We start from the raw sequence: 19,102 nt of genomic DNA on the forward strand, positions 1-19,102 counted from the left end.
GGCCGCCCGGCAGAATGCAACCGGTACCCACTCCCGAAGGCGGATCGAGATCGTGACCCAGTCTGTTCATCACCGGATCGCCGACGAGCTCGGCGTGGCCGAGCGTCAGGTGCGGGCGGCCGTGGAGCTGCTCGACGGCGGCGCCACAGTGCCGTTCATCGCCCGCTACCGCAAGGAGGCCACCGGCCTGCTCGACGACACCCAGCTGCGCACCCTGGAGGAGCGGCTGCGCTACCTGCGCGAGCTGGACGAGCGGCGGGCCGCGGTGCTGGAGTCGATCCGCGGCCAGGGCAAGTTGGACGAGGCCCTGGAAGCGCAGATCATGGCCGCCGACTCGAAGTCCCGGCTGGAGGACATCTACCTCCCGTACAAGCCGAAGCGGCGGACCCGGGCGCAGATCGCCCGCGAGGCCGGATTGGCCCCGTTGGCCGAGACGCTGCTGGCCGACCCGGGCCAGGACCCTCGGTTGACGGCCGCCGGGTACATCGACGCGGACAAGGGCGTCGCCGACGCCGCCGCCGCGTTGGAGGGTGCCCGGGCCATCCTCATCGAGACCTTCGCGGAGGACGCCGACCTGATCGGCACGCTGCGCGAGCAGATGTGGTCGCGGGGCCGGCTGGTTTCCCGGGTACGCGAGGGTCAGGAGACGGCCGGCGCCAAGTTCGCCGACTACTTCGACTTCTCCGAGCCGTACCCGAAGCTGCCCTCGCACCGGATCCTGGCGATGTTCCGGGGCGAGAAGGAGGGCGTGCTCGACCTGACCATGGAGTCGGAGGAGGCGGGCGAGGCGGACACCGTACCGACCGGCCCGACCCGGTACGAGGCGGCCATCGCCGGTCGGTTCGGGGTGTCCGACGCGGGCCGCCCGGCCGACCGTTGGCTCGCCGACACGGTCCGCTGGGCGTGGCGTACCCGGATCCTCATCCACCTCGGCGCGGACCTGCGGATGCGGCTGTGGCAGGCGGCCGAGGAGGAGGCCGTCCGGGTCTTCGCCACCAACCTGCGGGACCTGCTGCTGGCCGCGCCGGCCGGCACCCGGCCCACGATGGGCCTCGACCCGGGACTACGGACCGGCGTGAAGGTGGCCGTCGTGGATGCCACCGGCAAGGTGGTCGCCACCGACACGATCTATCCGCACGAGCCGCGCCGGCAGTGGGACGCATCGGTGGAGACCCTCGCCCGGCTGGCCGGGGCGCACGGGGTGGAGCTGATCGCGATCGGCAACGGCACGGCCTCCCGCGAGACCGACAAGCTCGCCGCTGATCTGATCGCCCGACACCCGCAGCTCGGTCTGACCAAGGTGATGGTCTCCGAGGCCGGCGCGTCGGTCTACTCCGCCTCCGCGTACGCCTCCCAGGAGCTGCCCGGGATGGACGTGTCGCTGCGCGGCGCGGTCTCCATCGCCCGCCGCCTCCAGGACCCCCTCGCAGAGCTGGTCAAGATCGACCCGCGCTCGATCGGCGTCGGGCAGTACCAGCACGACCTGTCCGAGGTGAAGCTGTCCCGGTCGCTGGACGCGGTCGTGGAGGACTGCGTGAACGCGGTCGGGGTGGACGTCAACACCGCGTCCGCGCCGCTACTGACCCGGGTCTCCGGGATCGGCGCCGGCCTGGCCGAGAACATCGTGCTGCACCGCGACGCCAACGGGCCGTTCCGCACGCGTACCGAGTTGAAGAAGGTGGCGCGGCTCGGGCCGAAGGCGTTCGAACAGTGCGCCGGCTTCCTGCGCATCCCCGGTGGCGACGACCCGTTGGACTCCTCCAGCGTGCACCCCGAGGCGTACCCGGTGGTGCGTCGCATCCTCTCCACCACGGGCCAGGACCTGCGCTCGGTAATCGGCAAGAGCGGCATCCTGCGCGGGCTGCGGGCCACCGACTTCGTCGACGACCGGTTCGGTCTCCCCACCGTCACCGACATCCTCGCCGAGCTGGAGAAGCCGGGCCGCGATCCCCGCCCGGAGTTCCGCACCGCCACCTTCGTCGAGGGGGTGGAGAAGATCAGCGACCTGAACCCGGGGATGGTGCTGGAGGGCGTGGTCACCAACGTGGCCGCGTTCGGCGCGTTCGTCGACGTCGGGGTGCACCAGGACGGCCTGGTGCACGTCTCGGCGATGTCCCGGACCTTCGTGAAGGACCCCCGCGAGGTGGTGAAGTCCGGCGACGTGGTCAAGGTCCGGGTGCTCGACGTGGACGTACCCCGCAAGCGCATCTCACTGACCCTGCGCCTGGACGACGAACCCGCCGCCGGTGGTGGCGGCGGTGGTGGTGGTCGGGCGGGCCAGGAGGGGCGGGGCGGCCCGGCGCAGCGCGCGCCGCAGGGTGGTCGCGGCGGGCAGGACGGTCGTAGCGGTGGGCAGGGCGGTCGCGGCGGGCAGGACGGTCGCGGTGGGCAGGACGGTCGTGGCGGCTCATCGGGCGGTCGTGGTGGGCAGGGCGGTCGAAGCGGCGGGCAGCAGGGTGGTCGCGGCGGGCAACGGCAGGGCGCACCCGCGCCGGCCAATGACGCGATGGCGGAGGCCCTGCGCCGCGCCGGACTGGCCTGACCCAGCGCGAGAGGTGACCGGAATGCGGCCGAACGGGCGGCCGTCCGGGCACCTCGGCGACGGCGCTCGCCATCGCAACGCCGAGGCACAGCAGATCTTGGACAGTTTCCGTTCTGTCAGAACGGAAACTGTCCAAGATCTGGAGCCATCGCGCCGTCAAGGTGAGCCCAGCCCCGCCGAGGACGGCCGCGGGCGGCGACCCGCACTGGCAGCGGCAGCGACCGGCAGCGGCGGTGGCAGCGGGCGATCAATGCGCTGCCGTACTCGTGACCAACCCGGTGATGGCCGGCATCGCCCGGCACACGCTGCGGGCCGTGCTCGACCGAGTGGACTCGCGTACCGTCGGCGTCGTGGGTCAGCGAGACGCCCGGGAGTGGCGGGATCAGCAGCGGCAGGCGGTGCGGGCGCACGCCGACGCGGACGCGCGGCGGCGGGCCGCCGAGCACGCGGAGGCGGCGGAGCTGGTCGCCTGGTTCGTGGCCGAGGCGACCCGGCGGGGGCTGCGCACCACCCGGCTGGTCGCCCGGGGGTACGACGGGCGTGGGCGTTACCGGACCGGGCTGACCGGGTGGTACGTCGACCGGGCCGAGACCCGCGCGGTGGACGTGGCGGGCCGGTTCCACCTGCTGACTGTGCCGGGAGGTCTGCGGGCCCGGCTGTTCGGCGTCGACCCGCAGCCCAGCCCGGCGCCGTTGGTCGTCGGAGCGGGGGGCCGCGACGGTGAGTCGATCCCGCTGCGGACGCTGCTCAGCCGGCTGCTGGACGACGGGCCCGACGGGCCAGGTTCCACCACCAGGCCTGCTGCACCACGAGGGTGAGCAGGCCGGCAAGGACGATCGCGCTTAGGTTGATCACCAGTTGGAGCGCCGAGCCGCCCGCTTCGTCCCACACTCCGTAGGCGGCCGCCACCGCCACGTTCGCCGCCGCCGGCACCGTGGTGACCGAGATCAGCACGCCGACCAGGCTGCCGGACTTCTTCGACGTCAGCGAGAGCATGCCGGCGACACCGGCGAGTAGTCCGACCACCCAGGACAACGCGTCCGGCCGCCAGATGAAGTCGGTGAGCGGACGGTCGGCCAGCAGCATCTCCCGACTGACCAGACCGGCGGCGGTCAGCGCCCAGGTGCTCAGCACGGTCGCCACCATGGCCGCCAGGAAGCCGACCGCGAGAGCCTGCACGGAGCGGCCGACCACCCCGAGTTGGCGGCGCAGCAGCGCCACACACAGCGCGGCGAGAGGGCCGAACTCCGGGCCGACCACCATCGCCCCGACGATGAGGATCGGCTGGTCCAGCAGCACACCGATGCCGGCGATCATGGTGGCCACCACGATCAGCACGAGGTAGGTGCCGGACAGTTCGGTCTGCTCGCCGGTCTTCGCGGCGATCTCGTCCCAGACCACCGCGTCCGCGCCGCTGCCCGGGGCCCTGTCCGCCGCCCGGTCGGCCGCCGCGGAAATGGTCAACTCGACGTCCTCGGCCGCGATGCCGCCGTCGGTGTCCACGCCGATCCGCTGCAACTGCCCCAGGACGCGGTCGGCGCTCTCCCGCACCACGTCACAGAGAATCAGATCGCCGGTTGGCTGCCGGGCGGCACCGGGGAGCACGGCCAGATGGGTCACCCCAGGCTCCTCGGCCAGCATGTCGACGACCTCCGCCGACCGGTCCACCGGCGCGACCACCCTCAGGTGCAACACGTCATCTCCCTCGCCCGACCGGCTGGTTCTTCCCTCGCCCGACCGGTCGCCGCGACTCTACCGCTCGGTCCATCGGCCGCAAGAGCTGCACAAGGGCACGGATCTGGCCGTGTCCGACTACGGGGTTTCGGGGTTGATCGGGGGAATGCGGACCGAGAGTCGCTAATCAGCCTCGCCATACGGTCTGTCCTGGTATGAATAATACGTACCTTTTGTGAACATCGCATGGGAGGTCCAACGTGCCGGTGCCTGGTGGTCTCGTCGACGCCGACCTGTCGCTGCCCCGGACCAGCCCGCAGCGGGGTAAGCGGATCGTCGATGTCGTCGTCGCGGCAGTCCTTCTCATCCTGTCGTCACCGGCATTGCTCGTGGTGACGGTGCTGGTCGCGGTGGGCCTCGGCCGCCCGGTGCTGTTCCGCCAGTGCCGTGCCGGACTGCACGGCCAGCCCTTCGAGATGGTCAAGTTCCGCACCATGCGGCCACCCAACCTGAGTCTCGGCCTGCTCGGCGACCGGGAACGACTCACTCCACTCGGACGCTGGCTGCGCGCCAGCAGCCTGGACGAACTGCCCACGCTCTGGAACGTGCTGCGGGGTGACATGAGCCTGGTCGGCCCCCGGCCACTGCTGCCCGAGTACCTCGGTCGCTACTCCCCCCACCAGGCCCGACGGCACGAGGTACGCCCCGGCGTCACCGGGTTGGCCCAGGTGCGCGGACGCAACAGCATCAGCTGGGAAGAGAAGCTGGACTTCGACGTGCGGTACGTGGACAGCCACACCATGAGAACCGACCTGTCGATTCTCGTCGCGACAGTACGGACCGTGCTGCGGCGCGAGGGAATCTCCGCGGCGGGGTCCGTCACGGCTCCCGAGTTCATGGGTACGCCGCACTGGTCCCCGCCCGCACGCACCACCTCGACCACCGCTACCACCGGCTCGGGCGGTGCCCGATGAGGGAGACCGTGTACCTGTCCCCGCCGGACATCGGGCCGCTGGAGGAGTCGTACCTGGTCGCCGCCCTCCGCTCGGGGTGGGTCGCCCCGGTCGGCCCCGACCTTCAGGCGTTCGAACACGACGTCGCCGAGCGGGTGGGCACCGGCGGGGCGGTCGCCGTCAACTCCGGGACGGCCGCCCTGCACCTGGCGCTGCTCGGCGTCGGCGTCGGGCCCGGCGACGTGGTCATCGTGCCCACCCTCACCTTCATCGCCACCGCCAACGCCGTCCGCTACATCGGGGCCCGCCCGGTCTTCGTCGACTGTGACCCCCGCACCGGCAACGTGGACGTGGGCCTGGTCGACGACCTGCTGCGACGGCTGCGGTCCCGCGGTGAGCGGGTCGGCGCGGTCGTGCCCGTCGACATGTTCGGCAGCTGCGTCGACTACACCGGGCTCGTCCCGCTCTGCGCCGAGGCCGGCGTCCCGCTGGTCGAGGATGCCGCCGAGGCGCTCGGCTCGCACCACCGAGGCCGCCCGGCCGGGTCCTTCGGGCAGGTCGCGGCGCTCTCCTTCAACGGCAACAAGATCATGACCACCTCCGGCGGTGGGATGCTCGTCTCCGACGACGCGGCACTGCTGGCCAAGGCCCGTCACCTCGCCACGCAGGCGCGGGAACCGACGCCGCACTACGAGCACCGCGAGACCGGGTACAACTACCGCCTGAGCAACCTGCTGGCCGCGCTCGGTCGGGCCCAGTTGGTCCGGCTGGACGGGATGATCTCCCGCCGCCGTCAACTACGCGACCAGTACGCCAAGGTGTTCGCACCGGTGCCCGGCGTGGAGCTGGTCGGCATCGACGACGTCGACTCCAACTGCTGGCTCACCGTCATCACGGTGGACGACCAGCACTGCGGCTGGCGGGCCGCCGACCTGGCAGCCCACCTCGCCGGCGGGAGCATCGAGACGCGGCCCGTCTGGAACCCGATGCACCGCCAGCCCGTCTTCGCCGGTGCCGAGAGTCTGCTCACCGGGGCCGCCGACCGGCTCTTCACCCACGGCCTCGCCCTACCCAGTGGCAGCGGCCTGACCGAGCAACAGGTCGGGCGGGTCTTCGAGGCGATCGACGAGTTCCTGACCAGCCACAGCGGGGTACGGGCGGCATGACGATTCCACTGGTGATCGTGGGCTGCGGTGGACACGGACGCGAGGCGCTGGGCATCGCTCGGGCGATGAACGCCGCCGCGGGCCGACCTCGATGGCACCTGGTCGGCTTCGTCGACGACCGACCCAGCGAGGAGAACCTCAAACGGGTGCAGAGACTGGACGTCCCGTACCTCGGCGGGCTGCCGTGGCTGCGCGACGCCCCTGCCGACACCCATCACGTCATCGGCATCGGGGACCCTCGGACCCGACGGGCGGTGGCCCAGCGCGTCGACGCCTACGGGACGCCGGCGACCAGCCTCATCCACCCGGCGGCGACGGTCGGGCCGGACACGGAGCACGGCCCCGGGTTCCTGGCGTTCGCCGGCGCCCGGGTCACCACCAACGTGACCATCGGCCGGCACGTGCATCTCAACCAGAACGTGACGGTCGGTCACGACACCGCTCTCGCCGACTTCGTCTCGGTGAATCCACTCGCTGCCGTCTCGGGCGACTGCCAGCTCGGCGAGGCGGTGCTGATCGGCACCACCGCCGCGGTGCTCCAGGGGCTGCGCATCGGTAGCGACGCCACCGTCGGAGCGGGTGCCTGCGTGACCAGAGACGTTCCCGCCGATGTCGTGGTCAAGGGCGTACCGGCGCGCTGACCAGCACTGACCGAGACCAGACGGGATCGACACCGACGCCGCGCCCATGTGGTCCGGCACGAGGAGCAGGACGTGAGCACACACCGCCGCGGTGCCGGCAACCGGCCACTGCGCGTTCTCCAGGTGACAAGTACGGCCGTCGGCGGGGACTGGTTCTACGACCAGGTGACCGGGTTGGCGCGGCTGGGCCACGAGGTCTGCGCTGTCGTACCGGGCGAGGGCCCACTCACCGACCGCCTCCGGGCGGCCGGGGTCCGTACCGAGATCGTGTCGATGTCCGGTTGGCGCCCGCGGCAGCTCCCCCGGGTCGCGGCGGCACAACTGCGTCTCGTCCGCCTGGTCCGGCGCTTCGACCCCGATGTGGTGCACGGCCATCTGGTGAAGGCGAACGTCGTCTGCCGCCTGGCCAGTCTCGCCGCCCGCCGACCGCTGCTGGTCAACCAGATCGCCGGCACCGTCCACCTGCGCAGCCCACTGTTCAACCGCATCGATCGCGCCACCCTGCGCCGGGTGGACGTCCTGATCGGGTCGTGTCACGCGTTCGCCGAACGGTACCGGAGCCTGGGCGCGCGAGCGGTCACGGTCAGTCACTACGGCTGTGACGTGCACCGGCTCGATCCGACCGCGAGTGGGGAGTCCTTCCGGGCGGAGTTCGGGCTGACCGCCACCACCCCCACCGTCGGAATGCTCGCGCACATGTACCGCAGCCGACTCCAGGCGTTCCAGGACATCGGCTTCAAGGGCCACGAGGTCTTCCTCGACGCGGCCCCGCGCCTGCTGGACCGGGTGCCGGACGCCCACCTCTTCGTCGTCGGCGACGAGTTCACCGGCGACGTGGGCTACCGGCGTGAGCTGGAGGAACGTGCCGTCCGACTGGGCGTCGCCGAGCGCGTGCACTTCACCGGTCGCCGCAGCGACGTGCAGAGCGTCCTGGCCGGTCTCGACGTGGCGGTCACACCGTCGCTGGAGGAGTCCGCGTCGTACGCCACCATCGAGGCGCTGCTGATGGAGCGCGGCGTGGTGGCCAGCGACGTCGGCGGGTTGCCCGACACCGTGCAACATGGCGAGAGCGGCCTGTTGGTGCCTCCGGCAGACCCGGAGGCGCTGGCCGATGCCGTCGCCGACCTGCTGCGGGATCCTCAGCGGCGGGCTGCCATGGCCCGGCTCGGACGCAGCCGCTGTCTGGACCTCTTCGACATCGGGCGGACGGTCGCCGACGTCGAGGCGATCTACCGGGCGGCGCTCGACGGTCGTCCACTGCCGCAGGCCGGCCTCCCACGCGAGGTGGCCCGGTGACGGCCGCGACGCCGCCCCTCGGTCCGGGCGTCAGCCCCGGTGCGGATACCGGGCCGTCGGTGACAGGCGGTCGGGACCTCGCCGCAAGCGGCCCGCCCGCCACCGGTCCCGGCCCGTCGGCGCGTGCCTCGGAGCAGAGCGTGTCGGCTGCCGCCGCCGGGTCCGTCGGGACCAGGGTCGTGCTCCTGGCCGTCAGCTTGGCGACCGGCGTGTTGGCGGCCCGGGTCCTCGGCCCGCACGACCGGGGTGTGGTGGCGGTCGTCCTCGCGTGTGCGGCGATCTTCGGAGCGGTCCTCACGGTGGGAATGGAGACGGCCAACCTCCGCTTCGCGGGGGCTTCGGCCGCCGCCCACCGTCGAACCGTGTGGTGGAGCCTGCGCCACGTCGCAACGGTGGGCGTCGGCGTGGCAGCGGCCTGGGGGGCGCTGGCGCTGGTGGTCGGGCCAACCGTCCGGATCGGGCTCGACCCGGTCACCTTCGCCCTCGCGCTGAGCCTCGGCCCCGTGGTGCTGCTCTCCTCGCTGCTCGGCACGGCCGAGATCGGCCGCAGTCGCGCATCGGTCTACAACTGGACCGTCATCGGAGGGCTGCTCGTCTACGGACTGCTGCTCGTCGCCCTGACGGTGACCGACCGGGCCGACACCGACACGGTCATCGGCGCGTACCTCGTCGGCCAGCTCTGCGCCGCGACGGTGCTGCTCGTCCGCGCTCTGCCGTTGAGCCGCGACCCCGGCACACCCCAGGACGCGCCCGCGTACCGGGCGTTCGCCCGCCGGGTGTACGCGCCCAACCTGGCCCAGTTCGCGATGGTGCGCAGCCAGGTCCCCGCCATCCACCTGGTGGCCGGTGCCGGCGCCGTCGGCGTCTACTCGGTCGCGGTGCCGTTCGCCGAGATGCTCCTGGTGCTCCCGGTGGCGCTCAGTCTCATCCTGGTGCCGGCGGTCGCACACGGCGGCGCCGACTGGCACACGGTCCGTCGGATGTCGGTGCAGACACTGCTCATCACCGCCGTCGGGGCGGGGCTGCTGGCCGCTGTCGCGCCGCTGGCCTTCCCGCTGCTCTTCGGCCCGCAGTTCGCCGAGGCCGTACCGGTGCTCTGGGCGATGCTGCCCGGCCTCATCGTGCTCGCGGTCGCCCGCACCGCGCAGAGCTACCTGACGGCCGTCGACCGTCCGGGCCCGCCGACCCTGGCGGCCGTCAGCGCCGCCATCGGCGGGCTGCTCGCCATGGTCGTCCTGATCCCACGCTTCGGCACGCTCGGCGCGGGCGTCGCCGTGTCGGCCGGATACGTCCTCTACGGCCTGGTCGTCGGCTGGGCCTTCCTCGACTACCGGCCTGTCCAGGGCCGGAGAAACGGTCCGGCCAGAATGACGACTGAACGGGGCGGCCGGCACGCGAGGCCAACGACACCGGACCGCGACTCCCTGCTGCCGGCGTGGGGACGAGCGGCCGGCGTACTCGTCGCCGGCGTGGCCGCCGGTGTGGTGGCGGTGCAGGACACCTCGTTCCTGCTGCGGCTGGCCGCCCTCGCCGTGGTGGTGCTGGTCATCATCCTGCCCGGCTTCGGCCTCTACTGCATCGCTCTGGCGGTGCCCGCGTCGCAACTGCCCATCGCCCCGGCGGCCAGCAGCACCACGCCGCTGCTGGCGCTGATCCTTTGCACCCTGGTCGGCACCTTGCTCCGTGGCCGGGCGACCCGCCGCAGCACCCCCGCCGTCCTCATCGTGGCCGGGCTGACCTGCGTCCTCGCTCTCGGTGTGACGATCGGTGGCCAACCCAACCAGGCGTTCCGGTCGGTCGCCGCGATCGCGATACCCCTGGCCTGCATTCCACTCATCGACACTGCCCGAGCCCGCTCACGGTCCGTCCTGCTCGTGTTCGCGGTCGCGGCGACCGGCGTCGGTCTGTTCCACGCCGCGCTCGCCCTGATCGGAGCGCCGGTGCTCGCCGAGGAGAACCCGGACCTCGCCGAATCCCTCAGCAGCCTGAACCACAACGCGTGGGGGCCGATGTTGCTGCTGGCGCTCGCCGTGCTGCTGGCCCGGCTGCGACCGGGCGTGTCGGGCACAGCCCGCGTCCTGACCGTCGCGGCTATCGCCGCCGTGGTCGTCAGCGTGGTGCTGTCCTACAGCCGATCGACGTACATCGGCGGAGCGCTGCTCCTGCTCTGCTTCGCGATCCAGCGACGACGCACCGTGGCCCTGGCTCTGACCGGCATGGTCGTCGTCCTCGCCGTCGGCCTGACCGGGGTACAACTGGTGCCGGACCAGGTGGCCGAGCGGATCTCGTACACCACAGTGGACGGGAGGCTGGACAGCTCCAGCAGCGTACGCCTCGACCTGTGGCTCAGTGCCCTGCGGATGGCCGCCGACCACCCTCTCGCCGGCGTGGGTTTCCAGAACTTCCGGGCCCACCTGCCGGAGTACTTCCAGCCCGAGGTCACCGTGGCCGCGGTCGACGTGCAGCTCGACAGCCTCAACCACGCCCACAACACCTACCTCACGGTGCTGGCCCAGACCGGGCTGGTCGGCGTCCTCCTGGTCGGCGGGCTCCTGTTCATCGTGATCCGCCAGGCCCGTCGACGCCTGCGCGCCGGCGACCAGAGCGCGGAGGCGGCAGTGCTCGGCATGGCTGCGATCGGGGGGTGCAGCCTCTTCGGTGAGCCGCTGCTCACCCTGCCGGTGCTCATCCCGTTCGTGCTGCTCCTGGCCGTCGCCACGGCCCGTTCGCAGGCCGAGCCGGAACGCGTGACCGACCCGCGTCCCGCCGGGCCGAAGCACTCCGTGCGGACCCGACCGGCGTGGACGCCCGACCAGAGCGGCTACGGCCTGCGCCGCGGACGGTCCGCCGCCGACAAGGTCCTGACGTGATCATGAAGGAGACGAAGGTGACCGCGACGCGTCCCGACACACCGACGATCGAGAGCCACGACCAGCCACGTCGGCAGCGGGCCGCCCCGGGCCCGGCCCCCACGCCCGTACTTCCGTCCGTCATGTTGCTCTGCGGCGCAAGCTCGCTGCACGCCCGCAAGTGGGCGGTCGCCCTGGCCGAACGCGGTCATCCGGTCATCGCGGTCAGCTGGATCGACGCGGAGCCCATCGACGGCGTCGAACTGCGCGTGGCGCCCGGGACCGGCCGGACCCGCAAGGGACGGTGGGGAGCGGTGTGGCAGCTCGCCGCCGCCGGCTGGTGGCTGCGGCGGCAGACGCGCGAGGCTCGCCCCGACGTGCTGCACGTGCACTCGGTAGGGATGGCGGGTCTGCTGTCGCTGCTGGCCCCGCGTCGACCCGCCCGGGTGGTCACGCCCTGGGGAGTCGACCTGCAGTCGGCGCGCCGGTCGCGAGTCCGCAGATGGGTCGCCCGCGCCGCCCTTCGCCGCTGCGACCTCGTCCTTCCCACCGCGGAGTCGGTCCGTACCGAGATCATCGCGCGCTACCGGATACCGGCGGACCGCACCCAGACCGTGTCGTGGGGAGTGGACGACAAGCTGTTCGCGCTCCGGGACACCGTGACGCCGGCGTCGGTGCGGGCCGAGTTCGGCATCCCGGCCGATGCGACAGTGCTGTTCGCCGCCCGGACGGCCGGTCCCGTCTACCGCACGTCCGAGGTCCTGCGGGCGTTCGCCCGGGTGGCCGGCGCTCGTCCCGACCTTCACCTCGTCGTCCTGGCCGGGCACCGTCCCGCCGAGGCGGCGGCCGCCGCGGCGCAGCGACGGTGCGTCGCCGAAGCCCACGAACTCGCCGCGAGCCTGCCCGGGCGGGTCACGGTCCTGGACCGCTCTCTGACACCGGAGGACACCTTCCGGCTGATGCGGGCGAGTGAGGTGAGCATCTCCGTTCCTCGCTTCGACCAGCGCAGCTGCACGGTGCTGGAGGCGGCGCTCGCCGGTTGCCGGCTTCTGCTCGCGGATCTGCCGCCATATCGCGAGATGGTCGACGACGGCATGGCGGCCGACATCCTCACCGGGCCGTTGGAGACCGCGCTGGCGGAACAACTCATGGCCGCCCGCCCGCTGGAGCCGAATCTGCAAGAGCGCAACCGACGCTTCATCGAGACGTCGGAGTCCTGGTCCCGCCAGGTCTCCGTCGTGCAGGAGTCCTACCGACAGCTGAGCGCCGACCGAGCCGGGGTGACCCGGTGAGGATCGTCTACCTGCACCAGTACTTCCGCACACCGGCCATGTCCGGCGGCACCCGGTCGTACGAGTTCGCCCGCCGTCTGGTCCGCAACGGCCACGACGTGCACGTGGTGACCAGCGACACCGAGCCCTCGTCGGACGCCCGGCAGACCTGGCGGACCACCGTCGAGGCGGGCGTGGTGGTGCACTGGGCGGCTGTCCCCTACCGCAACGCGATGTCCTTCCGGGAGCGGCTCTCGGCCTTCGGGCAGTTCGCCCGGTTGGCGGCTCCGCGCGCGGCGTCGCTGGAGCAGGACGTCGTCTTCGCGACCAGCACGCCGCTGACCATCGCGCTGCCCGCTGTCTACTCCGCCCGCCGCCGACGGACGCCGCTGGTGCTGGAGGTACGCGATCTCTGGCCGGAGGTGCCGATCGCGCTGGGCGCGTTGCGGTCGCCACTGACGCGACGTGCGGCCACCGGTCTGGCGGGGTGGGCCTACCGCAACGCCGCTCACATCCTGGCGCTGTCGCCGGGGATGGCGGCGGGCGTCCGGGCACGGCACCCCGAGGCCGCGGTGACGGTCATTCCCAACGGCTGCGACCGTCAGTTGTTCGCCGACGCGGACGCCGCCGGCCGAGCGCTTCGGGATCGCACACCGTGGTTGGGCGACCGTCCTCTGATCCTGTACGCGGGGACGCTCGGGTTCGTCAACGACGTGGGCTATCTGGTGCGGATGGCCGAGACGCTGCGTCGTGACCACCCCGACGTGCGGATCGCGATCGTCGGGCAGGGCGCGGAGACGGCACAGGTGCGCGCACAGGCAGCCGCGTCCGACGTCCTGGACCGGAACCTGTTCATGGTCGACCAGGTGCCGAAGGCCGAGGTGGTGGCGTTCTTCGGTGCCTGCGATCTCGCCGTCTCGACGGTGCGCGACGAGCCCGCGTTGCACGCCAACTCGGCCAACAAGGTCTTCGACGGGTGGGCCGCGGGTCGGCCGGTCGCGGTCAACCACGAGGGATGGATCGCCGACATCCTGCGCCGTAGCGGCGCCGGACTCGTGCTGCCCGCGGGAGATCCCGCCGCGGCGGCGACGCTCGCTGGCGCGTTCGTCAGCGATCCGGCCAGGACCGCCGCGGCGCGGGCCGCGGCGCGGGTGGTCGCCGCCAACGAGTTCGACCGCGACCTGCTCTTCGAACGGTTCGAGGACGTGCTGCGGGGGGCGGTGATGCCACGACAGTCGGCCAGGTCAGCAGCTGGACAAACTTCGTAAACAGCAATAAACCCGTCATAAAGTGATTAGTTTTGGTAGACGCCAATAAGACCATCTTGGTGGTTTAACCCCGGATGGGCCGCTATCGCAGCAGGAGTTTCCACATGCAACCTTCGGGGACAAGCCCCAGCGATTCCATACGCCTCGGCCGGTCGCATCGCAACCTTCGACTGGTCGGCCGCCTCCTCGCCGCGGACACCCTCGCCTGGATCGCGGGTTTCGCCGTCGCCGCGTGGGTGCGCTTCGAGTTCTCGCTCACCGGCCCCGCCCTGGCCCGCGCGATCGGCATGGGCGTGGTCGCCGCGGCAGCGCACCTCGCCGTGTCCGCCGTTCGCCGCAACCTGTCCGGCCGGCATCCCCTGGGCAGCGTCGAGGAGATGCAGGGGCTCGCCAACACGGCCCTCACCACCGGCGTACTCCTGCTGATCGCCCTCGTGCCCATGACCTCCCGACCGGTGCCCGCGAGCACGCCGCTCGTCGGCGCGGTGATCGCGCTGGCCGTCATGCTCGCCACCCGTCTGGCGTACCGCAGCCGCAGCGACCGGACGTTGCGCCCGGACGCCGGCCGCGCCGAGCCGGTGCTGCTCTTCGGCGCGGGCTCCGCCGGTCAGGGGCTGCTGCGGGCCATGCTGAGTGATCCGGCAGGGCAGTTCCTGCCCGTCGGCATGCTCGATGACGACCCGCAGAAACGCCACCTGTCGCTGGCCGGCGTGCGGGTGCTCGGCTCTCGCTCCGACATCGACACGGTCGTGCGGCGTACCGGCGCGAAGATGGTCATCTTTTCCGCCGCCAACGCCGACTCCGAACTGATCAACGAGGTTCGCGAGAGCACCCTGAAGACCGGGGCGACGTTCAAGATCCTTCCTTCGGTACGGGAACTCGTCGACCATCGGATCACCGTGAACGACGTTCGCGACCCGGACATGGCGGACCTGCTCGGACGACGACAGGTGATCGGCGACCTCCGGGACGCGGAGTCCCAGCTGCGCGGACGCCGGATCCTGGTGACCGGCGCCGGTGGGTCGATCGGCTCCGAGCTGTGCCGCCAGATCATGCGGGCCGATCCAGGCGAACTGATGATGCTCGACCGGGACGAGTCGGCCCTGCACGCCCTGCAACTGTCGATGTCGGGCCGGGCGATGTTGGACAGCCCCGAGCTGATCCTCGCCGACCTGCGCGACGAGGAACGGATCCGGCGGGTGATGGCGGAACGCCGACCCGACATCGTGTTCCACGCGGCGGCCCTGAAACACCTGACACTGCTGCAACGCCACCCGGGCGAGGCGGTCAAGACGAACGTGTTCGGCACGCAGACAGTGCTCAACGCGTGCCGCGACGTGGCGAGGTTCGTCAACATCTCGACCGACAAGGCCGCCGACCCGGTCAGTGTTCTCGGCTACTCCAAGCGGATCACGGAGCGGTTGACCGCGAACGCCGCCGCGACGCACGGCGGCACGTTCCTCAGCGTCCGCTTCGGCAACGTCCTGTCCAGCCGAGGGTCGGTCGTCACGGCGTTTCGGGCCCAGATCGAGGCGGGCCTGCCGATCACTGTCACCCACCCCGACGTGACGCGTTACCTGATGACAGTGCAGGAAGCGGTGCACCTGGTGCTCCAGGCCGCCGGCATCGGCCGCGACGGCGAGGCGCTCGTCCTCGACATGGGCGAGCCGGTACGGATCGACGACATCGCTCGCCAGTTGGCGAGCCAGGCACCCGGACCGGTCCAGATCGTCTACACCGGGCTCCGGCCGGGCGAGAAGCTCCACGAGGACCTGATCGGCGCCGGCGAGCGGGACCTGCGCCCGCTGCACCCGCTCATCTCGCACGTGGAAGTGCCCCCACTCGACCCCATCGAGATCACCACGCTGGACCCGTTCGAGGACCCCGAGAAGATCATCGACCGGCTCGCGTGGCTGTGCGCCCAGTCGACCGGCGTCGTCGCGCAGCAGGCCGTCAAGTCGACAGCCTCGGCACCCAGCGCGAGCTGAGCACGACACCGACCCCGCAGGTGACGTCCGGGATGAATTCCCGGCGCGCCTGCGGGGTCCCGGTTTTCCGGCCCGGCCCGATCATCGCGAGGTGGTCGACGAGCACCCGCCCACGCCGTCAGCCCACCTCGCGTTCAGCGTCACACCTGGCACCAACGCCGACACGGTCAGCAACGAACCGACCATCGACTGATTGACATCGATAGCAACACACCGAAGGCTCGCGCCTACAGGTCCTTCACCCAAGGAGGCGCGATGAGACCGAGACGACTGGCGATCGCCGGCGTGGTCACCCTGCTCGGCGCACTGGCACTGACCCCACCGGCCAGCGCGCGGCCGCCGTCCGACCCGGGCGTCCGCGACGGCCTGGAGGTGTACGTCGGCACTGTCAACGCGAAACAGCGGGAGCAACTGCGCGCGGTGGGGGTCGACCTCGGCCACGACGCGAAGGCGGACGCATCCGGCCGCACGACCGTCGAGACGGTGCTCAGCCGCCGGCAGGCGAAACGGCTGACCGACCAGGGCGTCCCGTTGGCGGTGAAGAAGGTGCGCGGCAAGGACGCGTCGCAGGCGCTGCGGGAGCAGGCGGCGGCGGGTTGGACGGCGTTCCGGCCCTATGGGGAGCCGGGCGGCCTGCGGGACGAGCTGAACGCCACAGCGGCCCGATATCCCCAGCTGGCCAAGGTGGAGACGATCGGCCGCACGCAGCAGGGCCAACCGATCGTCGCCGTCAAGGTCACCAGGAACGCGCGGACCGTCGAGGACGGGAAGCGGCCCGCCGTGCTCTACGCCGGCGCGCAGCACGCCCGCGAGTGGATCACCCCGGAGATGACCCGTCGACTGATGCACCACGTCCTGGACAGCTACGGCACCGACCGGGAGATCACCAGAGTCCTGGACACGACCGAGCTGTGGTTTCTGCCGGTGGCCAACCCGGACGGCTACGACCACACCTTCACCCCCGGCAACCGCCTGTGGCGCAAGAACCTGCGGGACAACAACGGCGACGGCCAGATCAGCGCCAGCGACGGCGTCGACCTCAACCGCAACTTCAGCTACAAGTGGGGGTACGACAACGAGGGCTCGTCACCGGAGCCGAACAGCGAGACCTACCGGGGCCCGGGCCCCAACTCGGAACCGGAGACCAAGGCACTGGACCGGCTCTTCAAGCGGGTCGGGTTCGAGTTCTTCGTCAACTACCACTCGGCGGCCGAACTGCTGCTCTACGGCCTCGGTTGGCAGGTGAGCACTCCCACCCCGGACGACGAGATCTACAAGGCGATGGCCGGTGACGACGCGCACCCGGCGGTGCCCGGCTACGACCCGGACATCTCCGCCGAGCTCTACACCACGAACGGTGACACCGACAGCCACGCCACCGTTCGGTACGGCACGTTGGGCTTCACCCCCGAGATGTCCACGTGTGAGGCCGCCTCGGCGGTCGACCCCGACGACGAGTGGCGCCCGGAGGACTGCGTCAGCGGCTTCATCTTCCCCGACGACGAGGAGTTGATCGCTGGGGAGGTGAGCAAGAACCTGCCCTTCGCGCTGGCCGTGGCCAAGTCGGCGGCGGACCCGGACGAGCCGGTCTCGGTCGTCGGACGGAGCACCCCGGACTTCGTGGTGGACGCCTTCGACACCTCGTACGGGCGCACCCAGCAGGTCGCCGCGATCACCCGGCGGGCGCTGAAGAACGTGAAGATGCACTACGTAATCAACGGCGGGCGGCCGAAGACCGTCGCGGTCCGCGAGTGGCGCGGCGGTGAGCGGTACGGCGGCACGCACGACGACTACTACGCGGAGCTTCGCGGCAGGGTCGGTGGCACGAAGCCGGGCGACCGGGTGGAGGTCTGGTTCACCGGCAACAAGCCCCGGTCCGGAGTGGTCGCAAGCGAACACTTCACCTACCGGGTGCACAGCGACGTCGGAGGGGACGTGCTGATCCTCGCCGCCGAGGACGTCACCGGCCTCAGCCCGGCGCAGACCGGCACCACCGCCAAGTACGCCGACGAGGTCGCGGCATCGCTGAGCGCCGCCGGGCGGACCACCGACGTGTACGACTTCGACGCGATGGGCCGCAAGGCTCCGCACCCGCTCGGTGTCCTGTCGCACTACCGGGCCGTGGTGTGGGAAACCGGTGACGACATCATCATGCGCTCCCCCGGCCAGGTCGCCGGCACCACGGCCAGGGCTGCGCTGGACACCGAACTGGCCGTCCGGGACTACCTGAACGAGGGCGGGAAGCTCCTGGTCAGCGGCCAGTACGCGTTGTTCGCCCAGGGTGCCAACGGTTCGTACGTCTACCACCCGGACGCGCCGCCGGAGTGCACCGACGCCGACGATCTCGCCTGCCTGCCACTGCTGAACGACTTCCAGCAGTACTGGTTGGGGGCGCACACGTACGTCAGCGACGGCGGCACCGCGCCGGAGGGAGAGCCGTTCCCGGTCGCCGGAAGCGACGGCGCGTTCACCGGTTTCACCGGGCAGCTCAACGCCCCCGGTTCGGCGGAGAACCAGGGGCACACCGCGTCGTTCCTGACCACGTCGAGTTTCCTGCCGCCGGACGAGTTCCCGCAGTTCGCCAGCTCCGCGCCGGTGGGCTGGGCCCGACCGGGTGGCGCGCCGTTCGACCCGCGCACGGGTGAGTGGTACCTGCACAGCGGGCAGGCCGACGAGTCGTACAAGCGGCTCACCCGCACTGTGGACCTCAGCGGGGCGAGCAGCGGAGAACTGCGCTTCTTCACCTCGTACGAGATCGAGCAGAACTGGGACTTCCTCTTCGTCGAGGCGCACGAGGTGGGCAGCGACCAGTGGACGACCCTGCCCGACGTCAACGGCAAGACCAGCACGGTCACCGGGGAGAGCTGCGCCTCGGGTTGGCACCTGCTGCACCCGTTCCTCGCCCACTACCAGGGCGAGGGCTGCTCCCCCACCGGCAGCACCGGAAGCTGGAACGCGGCGACCGGCACGTCGGGCGGCTGGAAGGAGTTCGTTGTCGACCTGACCGCGTACGCCGGCAAACAGGTCGAGGTGTCGATCACGTACGCCTCGGACTGGTCCACCCAGGCTCTCGGCGTCTTCCTGGACGACGCCCGGGTGGTGGTCGACGGGTCGACGGTGGCGGAGACCTCCTTCGAGTCCGCCGACCTGGGAGGCTGGACGGTGGCCGGGCCACCGGCCGGCTCCGGTGGCAACGCCAACGACTGGTCGCGCAGCCAGCAGGCGTTCGAGGAGGGTTCCGTGGTGGTCACCGGGGACACCGTGTATCTGGGCTTCGGGTTGGAGGGCCTGCCCCCGGCGGCCCGCGACGACCTGGTCGCCCGCTCGCTGACCCACCTCACCGGGCAGCCCCGCCCCTGACGGCGGCGAGGTGCGCCGACGGCCCGCGGGCTGTCGGCGCACCTTCGGTGTACGCCGCGTACGGTCGCCGCCGATGTGGTGAGCTGTACGGGTG

Annotated in this window: 12 protein-coding genes; 11 read left to right on the forward strand and 1 reads right to left on the reverse strand. The window is 71.5% G+C overall.

Translation table 11 applies throughout. The features are described from left to right. The first annotated feature begins 52 nt into the window (after window positions 1-52). A complete protein-coding gene (locus ACZ6NZ_RS10900) occupies window positions 53-2,542 on the forward strand; it encodes a Tex family protein (RefSeq protein WP_465857819.1) in 2,490 nt (829 codons plus the stop codon). Window positions 2,543-2,823: 281 nt separating this feature from the next. Further along, complete coding sequence (locus ACZ6NZ_RS10905) at window positions 2,824-3,360, forward strand: hypothetical protein (protein ID WP_465858412.1); 537 nt, start codon at window positions 2,824-2,826, stop codon at window positions 3,358-3,360. On the opposite strand, the gene ACZ6NZ_RS10910 is transcribed toward ACZ6NZ_RS10905, so the two are convergent. Beyond that, window positions 3,290-4,237 (reverse strand): DUF389 domain-containing protein, encoded by a 948-nt coding sequence (locus tag ACZ6NZ_RS10910; protein WP_465857821.1) that lies wholly within the window; start codon window positions 4,235-4,237, stop codon window positions 3,290-3,292. The two genes, ACZ6NZ_RS10905 and ACZ6NZ_RS10910, sit on opposite strands and share 71 nt — an antisense overlap. Before the next feature lie 239 nt (window positions 4,238-4,476). On the opposite strand from ACZ6NZ_RS10910, the gene ACZ6NZ_RS10915 reads away from it, so the two are divergent. The 9 genes from ACZ6NZ_RS10915 to ACZ6NZ_RS10955 all read left to right on the forward strand — a co-directional run bounded on the left by ACZ6NZ_RS10915 (window position 4,477) and on the right by ACZ6NZ_RS10955 (window position 19,008). Continuing rightward, a complete protein-coding gene (locus tag ACZ6NZ_RS10915; protein WP_465857823.1) occupies window positions 4,477-5,190 on the forward strand; it encodes a sugar transferase in 714 nt (237 codons plus the stop codon). Next, window positions 5,187-6,335, forward strand: coding sequence for a DegT/DnrJ/EryC1/StrS family aminotransferase (locus ACZ6NZ_RS10920; protein ID WP_465857825.1), 1,149 nt, complete (start codon window positions 5,187-5,189; stop codon window positions 6,333-6,335). Before ACZ6NZ_RS10915 ends, ACZ6NZ_RS10920 begins: the two co-directional genes overlap by 4 nt. Next, window positions 6,332-6,976: an acetyltransferase gene (locus ACZ6NZ_RS10925; RefSeq protein WP_366612501.1), complete on the forward strand. Its 645-nt coding sequence runs from the start codon at window positions 6,332-6,334 to the stop codon at window positions 6,974-6,976. The genes ACZ6NZ_RS10920 and ACZ6NZ_RS10925 overlap by 4 nt, the downstream gene beginning before the upstream one ends. Before the next feature lie 72 nt (window positions 6,977-7,048). Beyond that, complete coding sequence (locus ACZ6NZ_RS10930) at window positions 7,049-8,272, forward strand: glycosyltransferase family 4 protein (RefSeq protein WP_465857827.1); 1,224 nt, start codon at window positions 7,049-7,051, stop codon at window positions 8,270-8,272. Continuing rightward, window positions 8,269-11,142, forward strand: a complete 2,874-nt coding sequence (locus ACZ6NZ_RS10935) for an O-antigen ligase family protein (RefSeq protein ID WP_465857829.1) — start codon at window positions 8,269-8,271, stop codon at window positions 11,140-11,142. The genes ACZ6NZ_RS10930 and ACZ6NZ_RS10935 overlap by 4 nt, the downstream gene beginning before the upstream one ends. A gap of 17 nt (window positions 11,143-11,159) precedes the next feature. Continuing rightward, on the forward strand, window positions 11,160-12,413 hold the full coding sequence (locus ACZ6NZ_RS10940; RefSeq protein ID WP_465857831.1) for a glycosyltransferase family 4 protein: 1,254 nt from the start codon (window positions 11,160-11,162) through the stop codon (window positions 12,411-12,413). Then, the gene (locus ACZ6NZ_RS10945; RefSeq protein ID WP_465857833.1) at window positions 12,410-13,660 is read left to right on the forward strand and encodes a glycosyltransferase family 4 protein; all 1,251 of its coding nucleotides are present in this window, start codon (window positions 12,410-12,412) and stop codon (window positions 13,658-13,660) included. Before ACZ6NZ_RS10940 ends, ACZ6NZ_RS10945 begins: the two co-directional genes overlap by 4 nt. A gap of 104 nt (window positions 13,661-13,764) precedes the next feature. After that, on the forward strand, window positions 13,765-15,648 hold the full coding sequence (locus tag ACZ6NZ_RS10950) for a polysaccharide biosynthesis protein (RefSeq protein WP_465857835.1): 1,884 nt from the start codon (window positions 13,765-13,767) through the stop codon (window positions 15,646-15,648). A gap of 255 nt (window positions 15,649-15,903) precedes the next feature. Next, window positions 15,904-19,008, forward strand: a complete 3,105-nt coding sequence (locus tag ACZ6NZ_RS10955; protein WP_465857836.1) for a M14 family metallopeptidase — start codon at window positions 15,904-15,906, stop codon at window positions 19,006-19,008. Window positions 19,009-19,102 lie beyond the last annotated feature (94 nt).

This window comes from Micromonospora sp. NPDC047756, assembly GCF_055587245.1.

What these genes read in the sequence shown, in the direction of transcription:
- ACZ6NZ_RS10905 (WP_465858412.1), top strand. Translation starts at nt 2,824, where the DNA reads ATGGCCGGCATCGCCCGGCACACGCTGCGGGCCGTGCTCGACCGAGTG.
- ACZ6NZ_RS10920 (WP_465857825.1), top strand. Translation starts at nt 5,187, where the DNA reads ATGAGGGAGACCGTGTACCTGTCCCCGCCGGACATCGGGCCGCTGGAG.
- ACZ6NZ_RS10925 (WP_366612501.1), top strand. Translation starts at nt 6,332, where the DNA reads ATGACGATTCCACTGGTGATCGTGGGCTGCGGTGGACACGGACGCGAG.
- ACZ6NZ_RS10950 (WP_465857835.1), top strand. Translation starts at nt 13,765, where the DNA reads ATGCAACCTTCGGGGACAAGCCCCAGCGATTCCATACGCCTCGGCCGG.
- ACZ6NZ_RS10955 (WP_465857836.1), top strand. Translation starts at nt 15,904, where the DNA reads ATGAGACCGAGACGACTGGCGATCGCCGGCGTGGTCACCCTGCTCGGC.